The organism is Paraburkholderia tagetis (assembly GCF_022213065.1).
Taxonomy (GTDB): Bacteria; Pseudomonadota; Gammaproteobacteria; order Burkholderiales; family Burkholderiaceae; genus Paraburkholderia; species Paraburkholderia tagetis.
The window spans coordinates 16061-37470 of the sequence record NZ_JAKLJA010000055.1 but is presented as its reverse complement, the minus strand read 5'-3'; the positions used below and the strand labels follow the sequence as shown (position 1 = coordinate 37470).

Below are 21410 nucleotides of genomic sequence, written 5' to 3'. Positions count from 1 at the left end.
CGCTCGTGGCTACGCGAATATCGAAACCATGCGTACCGTGCTGTTCCTGATCGCTGGCAAGCTCAACTTCACTTCGATCAACCCGCATACCGCATAACCCATTTGAATTTCAAAAGAGCCACTATAGTCTTCGTCCGTCAGGTCCATGGCGACGACGCCAAGCACGCGTTCATGAACGTCCGCGTACCATTCGAGCTCGAGAATTGCGTCGCGAATGTGCGCGGAACGAGTCCAGTCGACGTAAACGTTGAAGCGCTCATGGGAAATCGCTTTGACGTTTCGCATAGCTAGTGTGGCCCCGGTCGAATGGAGTTATATCAAAAGTCGGTAGTCGTAGGGTGCGGACGTGAACCCACTTAGATACATGCCAACTTTTGCAATTGCCGATGCGGAATCCAGGGTCGCAGGCAGAAGCGAGTAGTAGTCGAAGGTATTCCAGTTCATCTTCGAGAGGCCCAGGATTTCGGATGCGACCTGAACGATGTCGGACTGGCCCATGTACCGTCGAATAGAAAGCGGCGCAGGAATACGACGCTTGCCCTGGAAGTACTTGAGCCTGGGATTCTGGGCATGTGGCGTTGAACCATGTAGCCAGAGCAAAGCCGAATGGCCGCCTGTGACAATCGTCGTCCCACGAGGCACGGGGAAGCTGTCGACTTCCGGCTTCCCTGATACAAGCTTCGATGCAATGTAGCGCAGCGACTCTTCTATCTTGACTTCTATAAGTTCTATGTTCGGAACGCCGTCCAGCCCTTGGCACAAGCCGCGCCGTTCCTCTTCGATGAAGCCCGTGCGCTTATGGATTACAACCCGCGAAGGGAGCCTCATCTTTGAGTCGAAGAACAATTGACGAATGTTTTCTCCAGTTCTGCGCGCGTCGTCTTCTGACATGAACGGATTCCTGCCTCGGATAATCGGGTTCTCTATACGGCCCAAGCGGAACTGCAGCCCCTCACCTCTTGCGCTGTAAAGGTGACTACAGCCGAGTAGGATGTGCGTGCCAAGTTCTGCGGTATGGTCAATGCTGTACCCAAGGCCGACGTACGCCGTTTCATCGTCGATACAGTCCAGTCGCCATGGAGTTCGGAGCGCTTTTGTATAGAGCGCTAGGGAAAGCCACCATCGAACGCGGCAGAGCTGAGTAGAGCCTGCCGTTTTTTCCCGGATTAGTTGGGTGCTCAAGCCCGCGCGCGCGGCATATGCCTTGACGTAATCATGCAGATTGAAATTCTCAGAATCCGTCCGCACGATATTGAGGTCCTGCCATCGCGCAGGAACGTAGACGATGGCGACGGCTCTCGGATTTAGCAACCGGATTGCGTCGAGCCCACGGCAAATCCTCAGCGCTAGCTTCTTGGCGGCGGATAGAACGTCGCTTGGCAGAATGTCGTCAACGTCAAGCCAGTTAGCGTCGCCTGGGGAGGGTACCGATAGGGGCAGCCCGAACCCAGCAGCGAAGCCGGGATAAACATGCAGATAGTCTTGCTCAGCTTGTTCGGGGGCGGCACGCTCATGTAGTCCGAGCAAAAAGCGCTTCAGATGCTCCCCATCTCTCTTGGGACATACTACGGAAACCTCGATATTGCTTGCGAGACCCGCGCGAGTGATACCGAAGTCCCACGGGCGGTTTTGGACCAAACCCTGAAGCGGATTCGCGTGCCTCACCTCCTGTGAGCCAGTAGAAGATGAGAAGACGAGCGGCACGTCTTGCACAATGAGCCCGTTTTGCCGAGCGTGCTTCTCGAACTTCTGTGGAAGAGGCGGCTTTCCTTTTTGTGCGAGACCAGCATACCAGGGCGCTTTGCGGAGGCGGTAATGCCCTCCACCCAAAGCTGGTATGTCGATTCCCGCGAGGCGAGAAGTCCAATGTTGAAGGTCAGCGTCGAATTCCCTGTTGTGCTGGAAGCCATAGATTTCGTTTTTCAGGATTTTCGCTATGTCGCGGTGAGCTAGCGCTCCTGTAGCATCCTTAACGATTACTTCAGGCATGAGGACGGCTAGTGGCTGCTTGCTCAGGGACATAAACCGAATGCGTACGGCTCGATGAATCGCGAACGTTCCACCATCGAAGCGCTTCTTGGTGTACGGGGATGCGTCCCACAGCCGCCACCCGTCACTTTCTACGTTTAGGAGGCGCGCCGCACTGCGAACAAGACATCGCTGCAGCACTGACCTGATACGACCGTCCTTTGCAAACTCGTCGTCGGAAATCGCAAGAGCCGAGATGCTCGCCGTCAGGTTGTCGCCCAGGCACTTTGCCAGTGTCGCTGCGTCACCGAGCGCAAATGCTCCATCTCCTGCGACCACCGCGCTGGCGTCTATCCCATCGAGCTTTCCCTCCAGCCATGACCGGCGGTGCTCGTTTTCGGGGAAATCGAGCCTGAGCTGGAGTATTTCCTGTGGGTACGTCATCGGGTATGCGTTGCTCTTGACGAGTGCCGTGGCGCTCAGCGGTGGAACAGCGAAGAGCCTGGTAGCTTGTTGGGGCTTCCCGGCAACATCAAGAATAGTTTTTGCTTCGGCGAGAAGTGGACCGTCTAGGTAGTGGAGTGCGATACGCGCTATTACGTCGTCGAAGCCTTCGGTCGCGATATAAAAGGCATCTCGTCCTGACGCATGCACTTTACCCAGTAACTCCGCGACATTAGCGGAGGGCGTGTCTCCGAAACCACACCAATACAGGCGCGTTTGCCCGGGCTTCAAAAAGGCGTCTTCAAGGAGGTTCATCAGGGACGTGTCTCGTCCGCTGTATCCGAGCACGACTAGGTCACAATCAACGACTTCGTGCATAAGTGCTTGGGTAAGCTCATGCTCCTGCCGTTGGAGTTCTTCGCCGGTGTTCTTCAGCGCGTCATATCTGTAGTCGCCATGCAGAGACGCTACTCTAAGTTCACCGTTGACATGCGGGCGTAGGATGCGCTGGAGACAGTCGATGCCAGTTTCGACGGCAATAACGTTAGCTGTCGCGCAGGCTCTCGCTACGAGCCCATCGAAATTTGTCGTCCATACGGACTTTAGGAGTTCGCATCGGGCCAGCAGCGGCAGCAGCTTGTATCCGGTATGGGGGAGAGCAGTCTGAACATATCGGTGAAAGAACGCACGCCTATCAGCCCCAGTCGGGTAGCATTCGGCGGCGTAAAAGGAGTACTCGGCCTCCGCTCCCGCAGTCGGATAGTTTCCCCTAAGGTCAAGCCACTGCTGTATCCGAGCTTTTGTTCCGGCAAGCGAAAGCTCGCCGACGGCATCGCGTAAGGTTGGGTTGTTTGTTACGAAGATGTCACGCTTCCACTCCCAGATGCATCTTTCGGCGCTTGGCATTCCAGATGAGAGCGAGGCACCTGCGCCGAGCAGGAGCGCAATTCGGCGCCCCCTATTGACAGTAATTGCGCGCACAAATGCGTCTACGGGAAGCCTTGTGACGGCTTCACTTCGTAAAACCGCTTCAAATTCGGCCTTCATCCCCCGTTGCCCCCGGCTTCAGTGGTGTTAGGATTTTGAACCTATTGTAAAGACAAATAGAAGCCGTAAACCGCTGTGAATGCGGCCACTTGGGTCGAGAGCCTTGGTTTTTTGGGGAGTTGTTTGGAATCAAGGGCTTACGGAGCGCTCGGTCTTAGGGGTATGACTGTCAACCCGTCTCCAAAGTGGATGATTTGGCCCTAAAATACGCCGCCTAGCCTTGCAAGAAAAGATATATGACCATCGTTCAATCCATTGGGGTGCCAGTCAACGGCCAACTGGTATCGGTCCGCAACAGACGGTATGTTGTCAATTCGGTCGCCGCCAGCGGCATGACCGACGGCGCCAATCGCGAAAATCTCGTATCGCTGTCATGTGTCGAAGACGACGCCGCCGGTGAGGAACTGCGGGTGATTTGGGAGTTGGAACCTGACGCCTCGATTCTCGAGCGCGCTTCGATGCCGAATGTATCCGGATTCGATGAGCCGGAGCGCCTTGACGCGTTCCTTAATGCGGTTCGATGGGGCGCTGTCGCCCAGGGCGATACTCGAACGCTTCAGGCTCCTTTCCGCAGCGGTGTCGAAATCGAGGACTATCAGCTCGACCCGTTGGCGCGCGCCATACAGATGCCTCGGGTCAATCTGCTGATTGCAGATGATGTAGGTCTCGGAAAGACCATCGAAAGTGGCCTGGTCATTCAGGAGATGATGCTGCGGCACCGAGCGCGGACGGTGCTAATCGTGTGTCCGTCCGCCATCCAGATTCAGTGGCGCGACCAGATGCGGGACAAGTTTGGACTCGATTTCCGCATCGTGGACAGCGAGCTGATGAAGGAGCTCCGACGCACCCGTGGTTTGAACGTCAATCCATGGACGCATTTCCCGCGTCTCATCACATCCATCGACTTTCTCAAGCGTGAACGGCCGCTACGACTGATGCGGGAAGCGCTGCCCGCTCCCGGGCAGCCGATTTACCCGCGTCGGTTTGACCTGCTGGTTGTTGACGAGGCACATAACGTAGCGCCAGCGGGCACGGGGCGATACGCGACCGACTCACAACGAACGGCGGCAATTCGTCTGTTGACGCCACATTTCGAGCACAAACTCTTCTTGTCCGCAACGCCTCATAACGGCTACTCGGAGAGTTTTTCGTCTCTTCTCGAATTGCTGGACAATCAGCGATTCGCGCGTAGTGTCCGACCGAATCCGGAGCAACTGGCGGCAGTCATGGTTCGACGGCTGAAGCGCGAATTGCCACCACGGTGGGATGGGACGCCTCGGTATCCGGAACGCCTCATCGAACCATTGGAAGTACCATACACCGACGCCGAGCGGGCAGCGCATCGCGCGCTTTCCCGATACGCGGAACTGCGTACTACTGCTAAAGACGACGCGGAGCGCTTCGCGAGCGAGTTCGTTATGAAGCTCCTCAAGAAGCGGCTGTTCTCGTCACCGGAAGCATTTCGTCTCACGCTCGAGAAGCATCTCGAATCGCTGCGCAACGCCCGTCGGCCGGCAGGTCGTAAGCAACAGCCCGTCGTTGGTATTTTGCGCCGCCAAGTCGAGGCACTGGATGAAGACCCGGCCGATGATAGTCAGCTAGATTTCGCAACGGATGAGGCCGTCGACTCGGCTGTTGCACTCTTCAGTCCCCTAACTGCGGAAGAAGACCAACTGCTCGTTGAGCTACGTTCTTGGGCGGGCGACGCTGCAATGCGGCCCGATGCGAAAGCGGCCGAATTGCTTTCCTGGTTGAAGTCGACACTGTTGTCCAATGGAAGTTGGGTTGGCGAACGCGTCATCATCTTCACCGAATATCGTGCAACACAGAAGTGGCTGCAGGGCTTGCTTGCCTTCAATGGATTCACTGGTGAAGACCGTGTCATGACGATGTATGGCGGTATGCATAGCGATGACCGCGAACGTGTGAAAGCCGCATTCCAAACATCACCGGAAAAATCGCCCGTTCGCATCCTGCTGGCGACAGACTCAGCATCCGAGGGTATCGACCTACAGAACTATTGTTCGCGACTCATCCACTACGAGATTCCGTGGAATCCGAATCGGATGGAGCAGCGCAACGGCCGAATCGACCGGCATGGTCAGCGTCAACCGAAAGTGATGATTTACCACTTCGTGGGCAGAGGCTATCGCCAGAGCGCCAAAAGCGCAGTAGTGTCCGCGCCGGGGGACCTTGAGGGAGACCTTGAGTTTCTGATGCGCGCAGCTCAGAAAGTTGAAAACATTCGAGAGGACTTGGGCAAGGTTGGCCCGGTTATTTCCGCGCAGGTAACTGAGGCGATGCTTGGGCGTCGCAAACACCTCAATACGGAACAAGCCGAGCGCGATAGCGAGGCTTCGCGCAAGCTACTTCGCGTCAGACATGACCTTCGGTCTCAGCTTCAGCAACTTCACGAGCAACTCTCGGAGACAAAGCGCGAACTGCATCTGGACCCGGATAACATCCACTCGGTAGTTACAGTAGGATTATCGCTTGCCGGACAGCCTCCGCTGCAGGAGGCAACGCTGGAGGGAGTTTGGCCAGACCCCAGCGGCAAGCGTGCAAAGTGTCCCGTTTTCCGACTGCCGCATCTGACGGGGTCTTGGAGCCTCGCTACTGAGGGGCTACGACATCCGCACACGCAAGAGATTCGCCCAATTGTCTTCGACCACACTCTCGCGTCTGGTCGAGACGACGTCGTTCTTGCGCACTTGAACCACCGGCTCGTTCAGAACTGTTTGCAGCGGTTGAGGGCGGAGATTTGGTCCGTCGCCGGTCATCATCGACTTCATCGTGTTACGGCGAGAGTGATTCCAAATCGAATATCTGATGTTCCAGTTGTCGTCGCTCACGGTCGACTCGTTGTGCTCGGGGGCGACAACAAGCGCATTCACGAGGAAATTATCTTCGCTGAGGTTCCCTCGGTTTTTCGCCTTCCAGAGGCCTCTGGCTATGCAGCCGCATCCTTGGTCTGCTGAGCTTTCATCCAGTTTTGCAGGAACTGAACCGGTGATACGAAGCCGAGCGACGAATGACGACGACTGCGGTTATAAAACACTTCGATGTACTCGAACAGGTCCGCCATCGCTTCCTGATGGGTACGGTACCGCGTAGCATGCACGCGTTCGTTCTTCAGACTGTTGAAGAAGCTCTCCGTCGGGGCATTGTCCCAACAATTTCCTTTACGGCTCATCGAGCAGCGCATGCCGTATTGCACCAGCTTGCGCTGGAAGTCGTCGCTGGCATATTGGCTACCCCTGTCCGAGTGATGCAACGCGCCGGGCTCGGGCCGGCGTCTGAACCATGCCATCGTCAGCGCGTCGGTCACGATGTCAGCCGTCATGCGCGGCTTGATCGACCAGCCGACGATCTCCCGGTTGAACAGGTCCAGCACGATTGCAAGATACAGCCAGCCCTCATCGGTCCAGATGTACGTGATGTCCGACGTAAAGACCTGATTCGGCGCCGTCGGCGTGAAGTTGCGCGCCAGCAGATTCTCCGCGACCGGCAGCTTGTGTTTCGAGTCCGTCGTAACGCGGTAACGGCGCTTGTGACGGGCGCGGATGCCATGGTCGCGCATGAGCCGCTCAACCCGCTCTTTGCTGGCAGGAAAGCCGCGAGCGCGAATCTCCTCGGTCATCCGTGGCGACCCATAAGCGCCCTTGACCTCGGCGTGGACAGCCCGAATCAAGGCGAGCAGTTGGGCATCAGTGAGGCGCTTGCGCCCAGGCGTACCGCCGCGCTTCCACGCCCGATAGCCATTCAGACTGACCGACAGGACCCCACACAGCGCCGACAGCGGATAGTGCCGGCGATGCGAATCAATCCAGGCGTACTTCACAGGAGGTCCTTCGCGAAGAACGCCGCCGCTTTTTTTGCGATTTCAAGTTCCATCTGCAGACGTTTGTTCTCGGCCCGCAGGCGCGAGAGCTCCATCTGCTCCGGCGTGACAACCTTTGTCCCCGCGCCATTGAGCGTGCCTGCCTCATCGGCCTTGACCCAGTTGCGCAGCGACTGGTGTGAAATTCCCAGTTCACGAGCGACGTCCCGCGCGCTTTGCCCGTCCTTCACTCGCTGTACCGCGAGCGTCCTGAACTCAGCGGTGTATGCCTGCTTTGGTATTTTGAACATCGATTCTTTCCTTCCTTCGGGTCGAGTTTACACACGACCTGCTGGAAGGCGAAATTTCGGGGGAAGCTCAGACCGCTTTGTGCCTGCGTATCGCCGTGGATCGTATCGGGCTTGACGTCGGCGCCGTTCAGGATCAGCCCATCGAGGATGTAGACGGCTTCGTGGACGCCGCACGGGATGAAGTGACTGAACAGCGCGATGTACATGTCGGATACGTGATAGTAGCCGATCCCGCCGTATCCCCCATAGCGAACGTGATACTCGGACAGCAGGTTCTGCTCGTACAGACTCCACTTGGTGCCGTCGGCCGACGCGCGCTTGCCGCTGCCCCAGTATTTTGGCAACGCGAACTGGTTGTACGCGTTGATCACCTTCACGTTCGCCTTGTCGAGCCGCTCCTCCGTGACGTGTTTCAGGTTCAGCCAGGCGACCTGTTTGCGGGTGAGCCCTTTCACCGAGCGCGCCGTCTGGCTCGGCCCCAGGTTGCAGCCGTAGCAGAACAGCGTCGTGATGAAACGCTTGCGCGGATCGTCGATCTTCGTATCAAACCCGGACAGCGGTCCAAACAGTTTATGCAGGTCGAGCCACTGCTCGGTTTCGGTGAGCAGATCCAGGATGCTGAGCTGCGGCATCGATGCCGTGACGGCCTGATCGATCAGCGTGCGGTTCGGCGGCTCGGGCTCCTTGCCCGGCTTGTGAATGACGAGTTCCTCATTGACGAACTCGATGCTGTCGTTTGCCGGGAAGTTCGCGTCGGCCTCGTCGAGCGCCGCGTTCAGCCTGTCTCGCAGATCCTTCGCGAAGCTCTTGCCGTCCGTGGGCAAGCCCACGATCTCGCAGTAGCGCGGCAGCTCACGCCGGAATTCCTCGTCGGTGACCTGATGCGCCCGATAATCGTCGAAGCGGTCGCTGCCCTCCACATAGAGGTCGCCGGAATTGAGTTCCCGCATGATCTGGCTGAAGACGCCCAGCTCGAAGAACCGGCGGTGCAGCATCCGGCTGTCCCGTCCGTGCGGGAACACCGCGCGCTCCCACTTCTCCGGCAACCACTCCAGCGGCAGGTTCGCGAGGTCGTTGTCGGTCAGCAGCAAGTATTCGCGGTGCGCGTTCCGGAAACCTTGCAGCCACGCAAGCGCGACCAGCACCGCGCGGTCCTGCGAGCTCGATTGCAGCGGCAGCACGTCCAGGCACTGGAACAGCAGCGAGCGCTGGGTGCGGTATGGCACGAGCATGAACGGCAGATCGAACTGCCCGGCATAGGCGATGTGCTCGTTGCATTGCGCGAGCGCTTCGGCCGGGTCGCCGAGCGCCTCGCGGATTTTCGGTAACCGCTTAGGCTCCGGTACGCCCTCATCCTGGAGAATCTGCAGGACGTCCCGGAACTGCCCGACCAGCCCCTCCAGCATACCGGCGTGTTCAAGCTGGTATTTTTGCAGTCGGACCTTTGCGTAGGACTCCAGCTTGCGCACCACCTTGATGAAGATCTCAGCGACGTCATCAAGCGCCTTCTGCAACTGCGCCTGGATGAACAGTACCGCAAGCGCGTGACGCTTCGCGGTCTTGAGCGAACGCAGTTCCGCGACGTCCAAGGCCCGCGCTTCGGTGACCAGTTGGGCTCGTTTGCTAACAGACAGGATCGAGGGTGGCGCCGGCAAGCCTTCCGCCAGTGTCCTGATCCCGTTGATATGTTTGAGGAAGCTGGCGATCGCCCGCGCGGCGGGTCGCTTCGGCTCCTGTTTCAGATCGTCCCAACCGGACTTGCCGGCCTTGACGACGAGAAGCGCGTCGATGCGTTCGACGAGCGCAGGGTCGAGTGCGCCGGTGATGGCCCCATAGATCGCCTCGTTGTGATCGTTGCGCGCCTGCGTGGCGATGCGCTGCAGCGTTGCCAGTGGCGGCAGCTCGTACCGGCGCCGGACCAGTTCCTCGATCAGCACGTTGATGATATCGGGCAGTTCGATCTTTGTCCGGGCTTCCGCCGATGCCAGTTCAGCAAGCGACGCCGCCTCACTCGCATCGAACGCCCGGATGTCAAGCCAGCCGCGCAGCAGTTTCTGGTGACGAATGCGGGTGCCCGACACGTCATACCGTGCGATCGCCGTCCGGGACAGGACGCGGGCCCGCATCGACGTCCGGATGTGATCAATAATGGCGGGCGGTACCTCCGCGAGCATCGGGAAGTAACCTAGACGCTGCAGCAGCTTCAGCTGCACCATGATCAATACGGCGGAGGCTTCCTGCCGGGATTGCCGGCGCACGAAGCGGATTTCCGCGGCGCTCGGCGTGAACGCCGCTTTCAGCTCCGCCGCGCCCGGCTCCGCAGGCAGCACCGGATAGATGGTCTCGTGGACAGTCGTCACGTTGGCTGCCGCCGCGCAAAGATCTGCTCGATCTGCCGGGTACGCTGAACTTCGTCGTCGTCCAGGTAGATCGAGGTCGTTGTGATCGACGCGTGACGCAGATTGTCGCGCACAGTCGTTAGCGTGGCGCCCTGCGCGAGAGCATTTGTCGCGTGCGTGTGGCGCAGCCAGTGTGGCGTCGCGCGCTGCAGCTTGTCGGCGAGTGCCGGGTGGTCGGCCCGAATTGCGTCGGCGGCGGTCCGGAAGAACCGGCGCAGCACCTCCCTCAGACGCGGCGTGGTGATGCCGCCGGGTTCATCGAGATGGCCGAGCAGCGGCGTATCCGGTGCCCAGCGTGCGGGACTCACGGGCAGACCGCGCTGCATCAGGTACTGGTCCAACGCAAATCGTGCGAGCGGCGGCAGCACCACCTTGCCAGCCTTCGCCCCCTTACCGGTGAGGTGAAGCCACCGCTCGCCGCGCGTGCCGGTCATGATGCCGCCGAGTGTAACGCTGACCAGTTCGCCTGCGCGCAGGCCGGTCGCGTAACCGAAATCGAGCAGAAAACGCAGACGCTGTGCGGCGGGAACCGCCCAGCCATGCGACCATTCCAGGCCATCGGCAATCGTGCGGATCAACTCCCACTCTCCGGCCGTAAAGGCGCGCGAGATGTCCAACTCGCCATTGCGCTGCGCGCCGCGCACCCTAAGGCCGGCAAACGGATTCGCGAGCACGTAGCGCTGCTCGATCAGCCAGCGAAACATTGCACTCAGAACTGACAGCGCATAGGCGATGGAATCTGGCGACAGCGCGCCCGTGAACGGCCGCCACTCGGACGACGATCGCGGGCGCGCCGGCGCGACCCACCGGGCGCGGGGTGTGGGATGGCGCAGGAAGGCGCGATAAGCGGTCGCATCCTCGCTCGTGAGCGAAGACAACGCTTTGCCGCGCTCGGCAATCGCCCACAGCAGTAGACGCTCGGCTTCCCGTCGATAGGCGCGCTGCGTTTCGGCGGCTTCGTGCCGTTCGAGCCAGGCGCTGATCGCCTGATAGTCGTTATTGGCCTCGAGCGCACACATGGGCCTGGGAGCTCGGAAGATGCCGCGCGAGCCATCGACGTCATGTGGCACGCGAATGTTTTCCCACGGCACCACGGGTTCCGGCGTCGCCACCACGATCAGCGCGCGGGCGCGCTCGGTGAGCTCCGGGTGAGAGGCAAAGAAGGCCTCAATATGACGTGCGCTGCGCACGCCGAGTCCGGCAATCGTGCGCCACCAGCGCTGCCGACGAGGGATGCGCACGGTCAAATCAGCCAGCGTCCGGATGCCATGCTGATGCAGCATAGGGACAACACGGGCTGGCAGCCAGACATCGACCGCATCGCTCACCTGCGGTTGCGGGATCGCAAGCGTTGGCAGGACATCCAGTGCCCGGGTCGCGGCCTTGCGGTGACGGGACCGTTCGCCCACCGCGCACTGGAACAGCCGGGCCAGATCGGCACGATGCCGGCTGAGGGCGAAACCGGCAAGCTGCCGGCGAATCCGGCCGATCACGCCGCGCGCCGACTGGCCGCCTTCGAGCGCCTGCGGGCAATAACGTTCGACCACCTCGCGCGCGCCGACGCCTGCGTACCACGCGCGCAGCGCGGACAGGGACGCAATGTCAGGAAAGGACGGGGGCAACGGAACGTTCGGCATCCGGAGATTATAGGCAACGTGATGGCAGCGGAGCGGCACGTCAGGTGTGGCACGTTTCCCGAAACGGGAGTTTCATCGAAAAATGTATCCCTATCGATAATAAGGGTTAGCGATACAGCTTCATGTAATTTCGCTGCCGGACCGTTCGGCATCCCGGTGCACGTGGCCCTGCGTCGGGTAAAATGGGCGCTGTCGTTGACTTTCTCCCCGCCTTCAGCGGAGTTCCCCATGACCAGAACATCGCGATCTGTCAGCATTGCGCCCGATCACAACACGTCAGCCCTGTCGAAAGCCCAGAAGACGTTCAACTCGCTGATCGGGAAGATCGGGAAACGACGCAAGCGCCTGCGCGACTGGGAAACGGTTACGCCTGCCTTCCAGAAACGGTACGTCGATGAGCTCCTGCCCCTAGAGAAAGCTTCGGCGGCACTGCAGGCCCGGATGGTGCATTGCCTGGACCAGGCCTACGATAGCCTGACCAAGACAGAGCGCCGGAAGGTTGCGCTTGTGATCGTCGATCTGGCAGGCGATCTGATCGGCGAAGACGAGCAGGAAGGCAAAGCCCTGAAGGTGATCTACGACAAGTACAGCCCGACCAGCTACGACAGCGAGGTGGCTACCGAAGTCGGCGGGATGAAGTCCATGCTCGAGGCGATGTTTGGCGTTGATCTGGGGGACGATGAGGATCTGAATACCCCGGAAGACCTGCTGCAACGTGCTGAGTCCCATTTTCAGCAGGCTCAGGCGCAACGGGAAAGCGAGAATAGGCAAAGCGACGCCCGACGCGCGAAGCGGAAGAAATCATCCAGGCAGCAGGCTGCCGAAGCGCGGGCACAGGAGCAGCAGGCAAAGCTGAACCTGTCCATTCGTGAGGTCTACCGCAAACTGGCCAGCGAACTGCATCCGGATCGCGAAACCGACCCGCAGGAGCGAGAGCGCAAGACCCGGCTGATGCAGCGCGTGAACGAGGCCTACCAGAAAAACAACCTTCTATGGGGCGTTGAAAGTCAACCATTCCAAGACAAAAATTATGCTATCCGAATTAACCTCTCTCTCCTTGCCGTTGTCTGTGGCCCGCCTGCGGGGTCGCTTACTACGACCAAACGCAGGCGGGCCACAGACAACCCGATGCGGATGACAAACAGCTTTTGCGGCCTGAGGGCATGTCTGCGTCATTCAGGTCAGGGCGTCTGACGGGGCCTCGTCTATCGTGCCGGGGCCGACCTTCTATCCGTGCCGGCCAGCCAGGCCGGTTACCTTATGCCACATGCGCAAAGCGCTGGCGCCACCCTGTTACCGACGCGCCCCATCTCCGAAAACGGCTACCCGCATAGGAGGTGACCCGGCTGTTTTGCGGGCGCGTTGACCTTGACATGCCGTCATGCTTCAGTTGTGTTCAGGAGTCCATCATATTGATACCTCATGATTTGAGTATCGCACCAGCGGGAATCTCGCCATGTTCGAGATAGCGCCACAACGCGATTGCCAGACGGCGTGCGAGCGCCACAATACCGATGCGTCGCAGCCGCTTGCCGGCGCCGGCAAATCGCTGGTTGTACCATTGGCTGAGCGGACTGTCGGGCTGCCAGCGCAGCCAACTCCAGGCGAGCTCTACCAGCAGCCACCGGCATCGCCGGTTGCCCGCCTTGCTGATACCCTGTTCGACCTCGCTGGTGCCGCTGGCATATGGCGTCGGCGTCAGGCCCAGGCTGCCGGCCAGTTCCCGGCGGTTGCGAAAGTGGCGCCAGCCAAACAGTTCCCTGACCAGGGTCCACGCGCTGCCCGTCCCAATGCCGGCCAGCCGTGCCAGCAATGCCATGCCCGGGTGGGTGCCGCTGCGCATCTGCTGGTTCTGCTGCGTTTCGAGCCGGCGGATCTGCTGGCACACCAGCGTGAACCGATCAAATTCGCGCTCAATTTCGGCGCGCAGTCCGGGCAGCAACCGTTCGCGCTGCTGGGCCCACCAGTGCGTCCATATGCGCCCGCCGACATACTTGACCCGAAGGTTGTGCAGGACGAGCAGGGCGCGGATCCGGTTGGTGTGCGCGGTTCGCTCGTGCCGCAGGCGTTCGAGTTCGCGGTGCATACGCCGGTCGTCTTCCTGCTCAGGCGTGGGGATGCGAGCCACCGACCAGAGTCGTCGCTCGCCGGCGTGAAAACGGATCAGCATGGACAGCAGCTTGTCGCTGTCAAGCCGGTCGGTCTTGACGCGGCGCCTTCGCCGGTTCACTTCGATACTGGCCGAATCCACCACGAGATTGATGATGCCCTGTTCGGTCAGCCAGCGGTGCAGCCAGAAGCCGTCCCGGCCAGCCTCGTAGCAGCTGTAGACAGGCGTTTCGGTGTTGAGGTGACAGCGGGACTTCGCCTTCGCGACGGCGGCAAGGACGGCCATGGTGTCACCTGCGCCAACCGTATATCGGCTGGGTGCACGCTGGCCGTCACCCGCTGACAGCTTCCAGCTTTTTTCGCCCAGTTCAAAGGCGATGTGTAGCCGATCACCTGCCATCGTATCGTGACCGTGGAGGGCCGTATCAGGCATATCCATTTTGTGTGCTCCTTCGGAAGAAAACGAGTCTGCGACTCTCGTTTTACTCCTACGAATTTGCTTTCACAGCTCCCATAGCATCTCCCTGCATCAGTTTTCGGTACTCAGATCGTCCGGCGCGCAAGCATGGTGCGGATCTCGCCGATCGCCCTGGCCGGGTTCAGGCCTTTGGGGCAGACATCCGTGCAGTTCAGTATCGTCCGGCACCGGAAGAGGCGGTACGGATCGTCAAGATTGTCCAGCCGCTCACCCGTGGCCTCGTCGCGGGAATCGACCAGAAAGCGATAGGCCTGCAGGAGGCCGGCAGGACCAACATATTTATCCGGATTCCACCAGTACGAGGGGCATGCGCTCGAACAGCACGCGCACAGGATACACTCGTAGAGGCCGTCGAGCTGATCACGCTCCTCGGGCGTCTGGCGCCTTTCCCGCTCGGGTGGCGGCGTGTCATTGATCAGGTAAGGTTTGATCGAGTGGTACTGCTTGAAGAACGCGGTCATGTCCACGATCAGGTCGCGAACGACCGGCAAACCGGGTAGTGGACGCAGGACCGTGTGGCGGGGAAGGTCGTTGAGGTTGGTGATGCAGGCGAGCCCGTTCTTGCGATTGATGTTCATCGCATCCGAACCGCACACGCCTTCGCGGCACGACCGCCGGAAGCTTAGCGTTTCGTCCTGTGCCTTGAGCCGGATAAGAACATCAAGCAACATCCGGTCACCAGGGGGCACCTCTATCTCGTACGTTTGCATGTACGGCCTGGCATCCCGGTCTGGATCGTAGCGGAAAATTTCGAAGGTTCTTGTGTTACTCACGACGTTTCTCCTCTGTGGAGATCCCGTGTCCGGCGCATTGTTCCCTGCGTCGATCCACGCCATGATCATGCCTGCGCCCGACAGTTATAGCACAACGTGATATAAAAGGGCTGCATCGAATTCAACCTGAGGTTGCCGCAGCAACCACATCGTGTCACACCCATTCTCACGTTGGCAAGAATCACGTGATGGCCAACAAATGCCGGAAAGTAATATCGGAGGACAAGCCAGCCGGCATGCTTGCTGAACGAAGAAAAAAACGATGGGCTACCGTTGTGCTATTCGAACGTCATACCCGGCATCGTAGAAAGCCACGAGGAATTCCTCGGCGAAGAGCCAGGAATCTACGTCCACCGAGTTCGCCCGCACGTCGGCAGCGACCTTCGCGTCGGGATCGACCGAAATGATGGCCTTGGTGAGTTTCGGTACATCGCCATCACTGAACGTTTCCAGTATGTTGAATTTCATCGCCCCTCCTTTTTTGCGAAATCGCGTGAATGCGCATTGCCACCATCGCGCACGTGCTGTCATCGAAGAATCCTGCGGCGATGTACCTGACAGCCCGCGCGCGCTGCCGAACGCAAGCAGTGTTGCACGATGCCATGGAGGACCATCCCTGGCGGCCATCTGCACGGTCGCCACTAACCATGCTGGAGCTTGCGCATCAAAAAGTCGCGCAGGACGACCGCCTGATTGTGCTCGGTGTCCCGCGCACCATAAAAAAGCGTCACGGGCTTCTTTCTTGCGGCGGCCAGTATCGGTTGCCAACCGGCAGGACTGGCATCCAGTTCGTGTTCGTAGCGTTGGCGGAATTCGTCCCAGCGCTGCGGGTCGTGTCCGAACCAGTCGCGAAGCTCATTGCTGGGCGCAACGTCCTTGAGCCAGCCGTCAAGACTCAACGATTCCTTCTTGATGCCCCGCGGCCAGAGACGGTCAACCAGGAAATGCACATGTCCGTCATCGCCAGCGTTCCCATAAATGCGTTGAATATCGATTGTGTGTTTCATGATCGCGTTACTCCTGTGTCGGGTTCACCCAGCAGAATCTGATAGTCGATGCCGGCCCAACGGTGCGACTCAGGGAAATAGAAAGTGAAATCAAGCACTGAGTGGCCGGCGACATCAGCGTTATCAAACCGGACGGCATGTATCGCAAACGCGCTCGCCTCCGATGACTGATCAGTCACCTCGCGCCATCCATCGAACCCATAGTGCAATTGGAAGGGCTCCGGGTTTTCAATGAGCAGTTCCCGGCCTGCGGGCAGCGCATCGAATGGCTGGGTCCGTCGCCAATGCCAGGTCGCCGCCTCCGGCCGCCGGCCGCGATAGCGCCGCTCAACACCCGCGAGCAGCTCAATCGGACGCTGTTGATGCCGCGCAATCAACAGTTTGAGAAACTCCGCATGAGCCCAGACAAGTGGCATGGCACTGCCAGTCGGTTTGCCAGGCTCCAGTCCCGGCCCGGGTACCGGATCAGCGTCCCACACCTGTTCCGGAATCAGGCCACCGGGTCCGGTCATTTGCGTCATCATCTCGAGCCAAGGCAACGTGTCGATCCCCAGCAGCAGATCGAGATGCGCCCGTTCGCCCGTCAGCAGAGGCCACAAACGCCCGACGCCCGTGCCGTCGAACGGGGCACCGTCTTCGTGTTCGCCATAACCATCTCCGTTGTAACGCCGATACGCGATGCCGTGCGGCGTCTGGACCCGCAGCAAACCGTCAATGACCTTTACGGTGTTCTGGATACGTCGATCACGCGCGTTCCTCAACCCGAGACGAGCCAGATAGAGACATTCCATCCCGATCAATGCGACAACGGGTGTGCTGCTGCCGGGCCGATTCGAAATGTCGATTCGCCCGCGCAAACCACCTTCAAGCAGCGGCGCCGCGATCCGGACGTAATAGCCGTCGATGTCGAAGGCCGGGGAAAACGTTCCATTCTCGATGTAAGTCCAGTCCTCGAGCCGTTCGTTCCAGTAGTCGGCAAGTGAGAGGGCGTAGGCACTCTCCGCAGCTGGCAAATGTTCGGCCGCCGTGACCAGGGCCGCGATTTCGACACCAAGTGTGAACGGGGAGATGCCCGCGTTTTCCTCCCAGCGGTCCTGGGGGCTGCCGGGGCCATGGCGCGCCAGATAACGGACGGCACGCCCAATCATTTCGGTCACGCCTGTCAGTCCGTCTATCGCGCCCTGCTCAGCGAGTTTTGCTGCAAGCAGTACCGGAAAACCCACTTCATCAAGCTGGACGCCGGACCAGAATGGACGTCCATCTGGAAAGCTGTTCTGACTCCAGCTTCCGTCTGCTCTTTGCGTCGCAATCAGGTACTCAAGCACGCGGCGCGCATCCTCCACGCAGCCGATTGCGAGCAGTGCGAAGGCGGCTTCCACGGCGTCGCGCGTCCAGACCAGGTGGTACCCGCCGGTGCTGTCGCTCGTGTTGCCCCATGGAATGCTCAGGCTGGCAATCAGTGCGCCGGGATAGCTCCGACCTTCGTGGACCTTCAGCATCGCTGCCGAGAGCCATGCTTCGCGCCGAACCGGCTCCGGCGCTTCCGGAATGATGACTTTTGTCGCCCATGCTTGCCACGCAGCCGCGCATGAACGCCGCACGGAACTGAAGCCCTCGGCGAGGCTCGATCGCGCAAGCGTGCCAGCGCCTTCCTGTGTTGGTGCAAAACCGAGCGCCAGTACGCCCGCACAGGCGCCAAGTTCCCCTGTCAGGGCAACATTGCCGTCAAGCGCGTCCTGGAAAGTCCAGTCCATCCGTCCATGATGCGCGAAATCCTGCCAGCCGTCGGAAGACCCGACGTAGCCGGCGCTCGCGCGCGAGAACCCGCAGTCGGCAGCCAGATGAAGTGCGACACCGTCTGTCCATGCCACAAGACCATCCGCCGCACGCGCATTGTTGCGCAAACCGCTGCCGCCCAGATGGGGCGCGAGCAGGGTGTAGAGCTTGAGGTCGGTTCCCTCGAGACGGAAGGCGACCAGCAGTACGTCACGAATCGGGTCGGGCGACAGATTGAGTTCGAGGCGATATCCGTCACCCTCATGCACGATTCGCGGCAGGGGTATGAATGGTTGCTGCAGCGACAGCCGGTACTGTCTGATGCGCTTGAGTTCGTGCCAGCGACCAGGGCTGGCGACGATGAAACCCAGATCACGAACCTGAGGCTCGCCGGCTGATGGCCAGTACACCTCATTGAGGATGCCATGGCCGATCGATGCCCATACCCGGCCGCGGCCCAGTGCGGTCGTCACCAGATCCTTTGCACTCGAGGTCCACGTAGGTGCAATGCCGGGCCAGCCGGGCGCAGCACGCGAAACGTCAGTGGCAGGCGTATTCATGGGAGATCCAGGTAACCTGGCACGCTATCTCGTCTACGGTGCGGCATCGCGTCGCTGTCACGCAGCCCGTTCGCGCAACCATTGCGGTTCGTCCAGCACGCCACTATCGATTAACTTGACAGCGTACTCAAACGCGTCCCGTCGGGATTCGTCTTCGGATAACCATCGGTCGCTGAAAAACGGCAGATGCCAATCGGCAAGTATCCGACCGGCCTTTTCGATCTTGACCGTCGCGATATAACTATCGGGTGCGGTATCGGGTGTGACGATTCGACGAACGGGGAAAACGTGAATGCGGATTGCCCGGCCTCTCCACGATTCTTGAGTTACGGCCTGCATTTTGTCCCTCCCTGAGAGGTCAACCAGTCAACTTTCCGGACGCCTGAACCACCCTGTATGCAGGCGATCGCATCCGTGAAGCACCTGAGAGTCCTGATAACCGGTTAACGACTTGAGCGAAGCGAAAAAAGGTCACGGGTTGTAACCGGCCCACATGATGAAGCCGGGGTGCACGCCGACAGAACCGGTGTGCCGTATCAGTCTCTTCACCTTATCTCAGGAAGGTGAAAAAGCTCTGCGCCAGATCAAGATATTCAAATTATATCACAATGTGATATATAAATATACAAACAGGATGACCTCATTGAAGTAACGCGGCTTCTTCCAACACTTCTGTCCGGTGCTGCACAGTCGCTCAGGGCAAGCAGAAGACCCATGCAATGACAGGGTTTTGAATTTCCGCCTAGAATCAAAGGAATGTTGTATAGGATACCTAATCGATTGTGTCGGTTGTGACCCACACGCCGACAAGTCACCGGCGCAGCAGGCAAGCCCCCCCGCCTCTGGAGGAGCTCTCAGCAGTCAACGCGGAGCGTCGGTGTCGATCAAATCGTACAACCTTGGTCCTGAATCAGGCGGAGGTACCCCGATGCTCCGCATGAGCAAGCTGACCGATTACGGTACGGTTATCGTGAGCGCGATGGCCCGTGATCCCGACGCGATTCATAGTGTAAGTTGCTTTCCCGTGACTCACCCATTTACATCATAATGTGATATACGTTGCGAGAGGGCGCCACCGTCTTCTCGCCCGGCAAGGGGAATCATGAGCGATCACAAGGGCGATTTCGCTACCGACGTCCGGCTACTGCGCATCAGCGCCATCGCGGCCGCTGGCGGCGCGCTCAGCACCGTTGCGGCCGACTTCCTCCTGCACCTCATCCGCTTTTTCACGAACCTCTTTTTCTTCCAGACTCTATCCACGGCGAATCATTCTCCTGCGGAGAACACGCTTGGCGTGTTTGTCGTCGCGGCTCCCGTGATAGGTGGTCTGCTGGTGGGGTTGATCGCCCGGTTCGGCTCCGAACAGATTCGCGGCCACGGCATACCCGAAGCCATCGAGGCCATTCTGTTCGGCAAGAGCCGGATGTCGCCGAAGGTTGCCGTGCTCAAGCCGCTTGCTTCCGCCATCGCGATTGGCAGCGGCGGCCCGTTTGGGGCCGAAGGCCCGATCATCATGACGGGCGGCGCGATCGGCTCGCTCATCGCGCAGTACTTTCATCTCTCGGGTGCGGAACGCAAGGCGCTGCTGGTGGCGGGCGCGGTAGCGGGCATGACCGCCGTGTTCGGCACGCCGGTCGCCGCCGTGCTGCTCGCCATCGAGCTGCTGCTGTTCGAATTGCGGCCGCGCAGCCTGTTGCCGGTCGCCATTGCCTGTGCCGTGGCAGGGTTCACGCGTCCGCTGTTACTGGGCAGTGGCCCGTTGTTTCCGCTGCAAACCGTGCCGCTCGGAACGGTCGGCATCGTGTCGTCGTGCATCGCGGGGTTGATCGCGGGCGCGTTGTCGTGGGGCCTCTCCACATGGCTCTACAAGGTCGAAGACCTGTTCGGCAAGCTGCCGATTCACTGGATGTGGTGGCCGGCGCTCGGCGCTATCGCAGTGGGCATAGGCGGGTATTTTCAGCCGCGCACGCTTGGCGTCGGCTACGACGTGATAGGTGACCTCCTGCACGATCACCTCGCCATGCAGGCCGTTATCGGCATCGTCGTCGTCAAGGCCATCATCTGGGTCATTGCGCTGGCTTCGGGCACCTCGGGCGGCGTGCTGGCGCCGTTGCTGATGATGGGCGCGGGCGTGGGTGCGCTCGCCGGCCCGTACATGCCCGGCAGCGAGCCCGCGGTGTGGCCGCTCATCTTCATGGCGGCCGCGCTGGGCGGCATGATGCGCGCGCCAGTCATGGCCGCAGTGTTCGCGTTCGAATTGACGGGCGACGTCAACGCCCTGCTTCCGTTGCTGGCCTCGGCCGCGGTCGCGTACGGCTTTACGGTGCTGCTCATGCGCCGCTCGATCCTGACCGAGAAAATTGCCCGCCGCGGCTATCACATCTACCGCGAATACAGCATCGACCCGCTCGAGCGCCACTACGTCGAAGAGGTGATGACGAAAGGAGTTCAGACGATTGACGCGCGCGTGACGGTGGGCGACGTGCTGCGCAGCCATTTCGGCACGCAGCAGAAGTTCCGCGCTTTTCCGGTTGTCGCCGACGGCGTGCTCGTGGGCATGGTCGACCGGGCGTTGCTTGACAGCATGCCTCCGGGCAAGGCCGATACGCCCATCAGCGAGTTGTTCACGCAGGCGCCGCCCGAGATCGCACTGCCCGGCGAGACCTGCCGGAACGTGGCCGCGCGTCTTGCCATTACGGGCCTCGATCGCGTTCCCGTGGTCGATGACGAAAAGACCCGGCGCCTGCTGGGTATCGTCTCGCGGCACGACCTGGTCAAGCCCTCGTTGTCTGTGTTCACGGAGGAGCGCGAGCGCGAACGGTTCCGGCGCGTGTGGGTTCCGCACAGTACGCGCTACACCCCGACCGGCAAGCGGCCGGGAATGACAACGGACGAGCCCGCCGACACAAAGCGCTGAAGGAAGCGCTGAGCAACGCGCGCCAGTTCTCGACCCTACAAGACTAGACTGGTACTGTGTGATGGCGTTCCCGATGTGCCGAGGCTATTCCGTCTGCGCGGAGTGTAGCTTATCGTACTGGCGGCGCGTATTTGCGGCAACGGGGCAATCTGCCGGGCCAGATT

At 60.1% G+C, this 21410-nt stretch carries 12 protein-coding genes and 1 pseudogene; 3 read left to right on the top strand and 10 right to left on the bottom strand.

Going from position 1 to position 21410, the window contains the following annotated elements:
- Positions 1–312: 312 nt before the first annotated feature.
- Positions 313–3459: an SIR2 family protein gene (locus L5014_RS34075; RefSeq protein ID WP_238468295.1), complete on the bottom strand. Its 3147-nt coding sequence runs from the start codon at positions 3457–3459 to the stop codon at positions 313–315.
- Between the two features lie 236 nt (positions 3460–3695).
- Here L5014_RS34075 and drmD point away from each other — a divergent pair, with 236 nt between their 5' ends.
- On the top strand, positions 3696–6437 hold the full coding sequence (drmD, locus tag L5014_RS34070) for a DISARM system SNF2-like helicase DrmD (RefSeq protein ID WP_238468294.1): 2742 nt from the start codon (positions 3696–3698) through the stop codon (positions 6435–6437).
- Here the strand turns inward: drmD and L5014_RS34065 are convergent.
- The 3 genes and pseudogenes from L5014_RS34065 to L5014_RS34055 all read right to left on the bottom strand — a co-directional run bounded on the left by L5014_RS34065 (position 6410) and on the right by L5014_RS34055 (position 11626).
- Positions 6410–7590, bottom strand: a protein-coding gene (locus L5014_RS34065; RefSeq protein WP_238468293.1) for an IS3 family transposase whose coding sequence is annotated in 2 segments (ribosomal slippage) — positions 6410–7338 and positions 7338–7590 — 1182 coding nt in all. Because the reading frame shifts where the segments join, the coding sequence is not laid out codon by codon here. The genes drmD and L5014_RS34065 overlap by 28 nt on opposite strands.
- Before the next feature lie 62 nt (positions 7591–7652).
- A pseudogene (locus L5014_RS34060) lies at positions 7653–9950 on the bottom strand (Tn3 family transposase); the annotation flags it as partial.
- Positions 9947–11626 carry a phage integrase family protein gene (locus L5014_RS34055; RefSeq protein WP_175197720.1) on the bottom strand — a complete coding sequence of 560 codons (1680 nt, stop codon included), beginning with the start codon at positions 11624–11626 and terminating at the stop codon, positions 9947–9949. The pseudogene L5014_RS34060 and the gene L5014_RS34055, both read right to left, overlap by 4 nt.
- Before the next feature lie 228 nt (positions 11627–11854).
- On the opposite strand from L5014_RS34055, the gene L5014_RS34050 reads away from it, so the two are divergent.
- The gene (locus L5014_RS34050) at positions 11855–12820 is read left to right on the top strand and encodes a J domain-containing protein (protein ID WP_238468292.1); all 966 of its coding nucleotides are present in this window, start codon (positions 11855–11857) and stop codon (positions 12818–12820) included.
- A 226-nt stretch (positions 12821–13046) separates the two neighbouring features.
- On the opposite strand, the gene L5014_RS34045 is transcribed toward L5014_RS34050, so the two are convergent.
- The 6 genes from L5014_RS34045 to L5014_RS34020 all read right to left on the bottom strand — a co-directional run bounded on the left by L5014_RS34045 (position 13047) and on the right by L5014_RS34020 (position 18668).
- Positions 13047–14174: an IS110 family RNA-guided transposase gene (locus L5014_RS34045; protein WP_238468291.1), complete on the bottom strand. Its 1128-nt coding sequence runs from the start codon at positions 14172–14174 to the stop codon at positions 13047–13049.
- A 104-nt stretch (positions 14175–14278) separates the two neighbouring features.
- On the bottom strand, positions 14279–14986 hold the full coding sequence (locus L5014_RS34040) for a succinate dehydrogenase iron-sulfur subunit (RefSeq protein WP_338019374.1): 708 nt from the start codon (positions 14984–14986) through the stop codon (positions 14279–14281).
- A gap of 267 nt (positions 14987–15253) precedes the next feature.
- Complete coding sequence (locus tag L5014_RS34035) at positions 15254–15454, bottom strand: copper chaperone (protein ID WP_238468290.1); 201 nt, start codon at positions 15452–15454, stop codon at positions 15254–15256.
- A 173-nt stretch (positions 15455–15627) separates the two neighbouring features.
- Positions 15628–15993: a DUF488 domain-containing protein gene (locus L5014_RS34030; protein WP_238468289.1), complete on the bottom strand. Its 366-nt coding sequence runs from the start codon at positions 15991–15993 to the stop codon at positions 15628–15630.
- Positions 15990–18329, bottom strand: a complete 2340-nt coding sequence (locus tag L5014_RS34025; RefSeq protein ID WP_238468288.1) for a glycoside hydrolase family 15 protein — start codon at positions 18327–18329, stop codon at positions 15990–15992. Before L5014_RS34025 ends, L5014_RS34030 begins: the two co-directional genes overlap by 4 nt.
- 57 nt (positions 18330–18386) lie before the next feature.
- On the bottom strand, positions 18387–18668 hold the full coding sequence (locus L5014_RS34020) for a DUF6566 family protein (RefSeq protein ID WP_238468287.1): 282 nt from the start codon (positions 18666–18668) through the stop codon (positions 18387–18389).
- Positions 18669–19431: 763 nt separating this feature from the next.
- Between L5014_RS34020 and L5014_RS34015 the strand changes: the two genes are divergently transcribed.
- A complete protein-coding gene (locus L5014_RS34015) occupies positions 19432–21246 on the top strand; it encodes a chloride channel protein (RefSeq protein ID WP_238468286.1) in 1815 nt (604 codons plus the stop codon).
- Positions 21247–21410: the final 164 nt, after the last annotated feature.

What these genes read in the sequence shown, in the direction of transcription:
- L5014_RS34045 (WP_238468291.1), bottom strand. Translation starts at nt 14,174, where the DNA reads ATGGATATGCCTGATACGGCCCTCCACGGTCACGATACGATGGCAGGT.
- L5014_RS34050 (WP_238468292.1), top strand. Translation starts at nt 11,855, where the DNA reads ATGACCAGAACATCGCGATCTGTCAGCATTGCGCCCGATCACAACACG.
- L5014_RS34025 (WP_238468288.1), bottom strand. Translation starts at nt 18,329, where the DNA reads ATGAATACGCCTGCCACTGACGTTTCGCGTGCTGCGCCCGGCTGGCCC.
- L5014_RS34030 (WP_238468289.1), bottom strand. Translation starts at nt 15,993, where the DNA reads ATGAAACACACAATCGATATTCAACGCATTTATGGGAACGCTGGCGAT.
- drmD (WP_238468294.1), top strand. Translation starts at nt 3,696, where the DNA reads ATGACCATCGTTCAATCCATTGGGGTGCCAGTCAACGGCCAACTGGTA.
- L5014_RS34035 (WP_238468290.1), bottom strand. Translation starts at nt 15,454, where the DNA reads ATGAAATTCAACATACTGGAAACGTTCAGTGATGGCGATGTACCGAAA.
- L5014_RS34015 (WP_238468286.1), top strand. Translation starts at nt 19,432, where the DNA reads ATGAGCGATCACAAGGGCGATTTCGCTACCGACGTCCGGCTACTGCGC.
- L5014_RS34055 (WP_175197720.1), bottom strand. Translation starts at nt 11,626, where the DNA reads ATGCCGAACGTTCCGTTGCCCCCGTCCTTTCCTGACATTGCGTCCCTG.
- L5014_RS34020 (WP_238468287.1), bottom strand. Translation starts at nt 18,668, where the DNA reads ATGCAGGCCGTAACTCAAGAATCGTGGAGAGGCCGGGCAATCCGCATT.
- L5014_RS34075 (WP_238468295.1), bottom strand. Translation starts at nt 3,459, where the DNA reads ATGAAGGCCGAATTTGAAGCGGTTTTACGAAGTGAAGCCGTCACAAGG.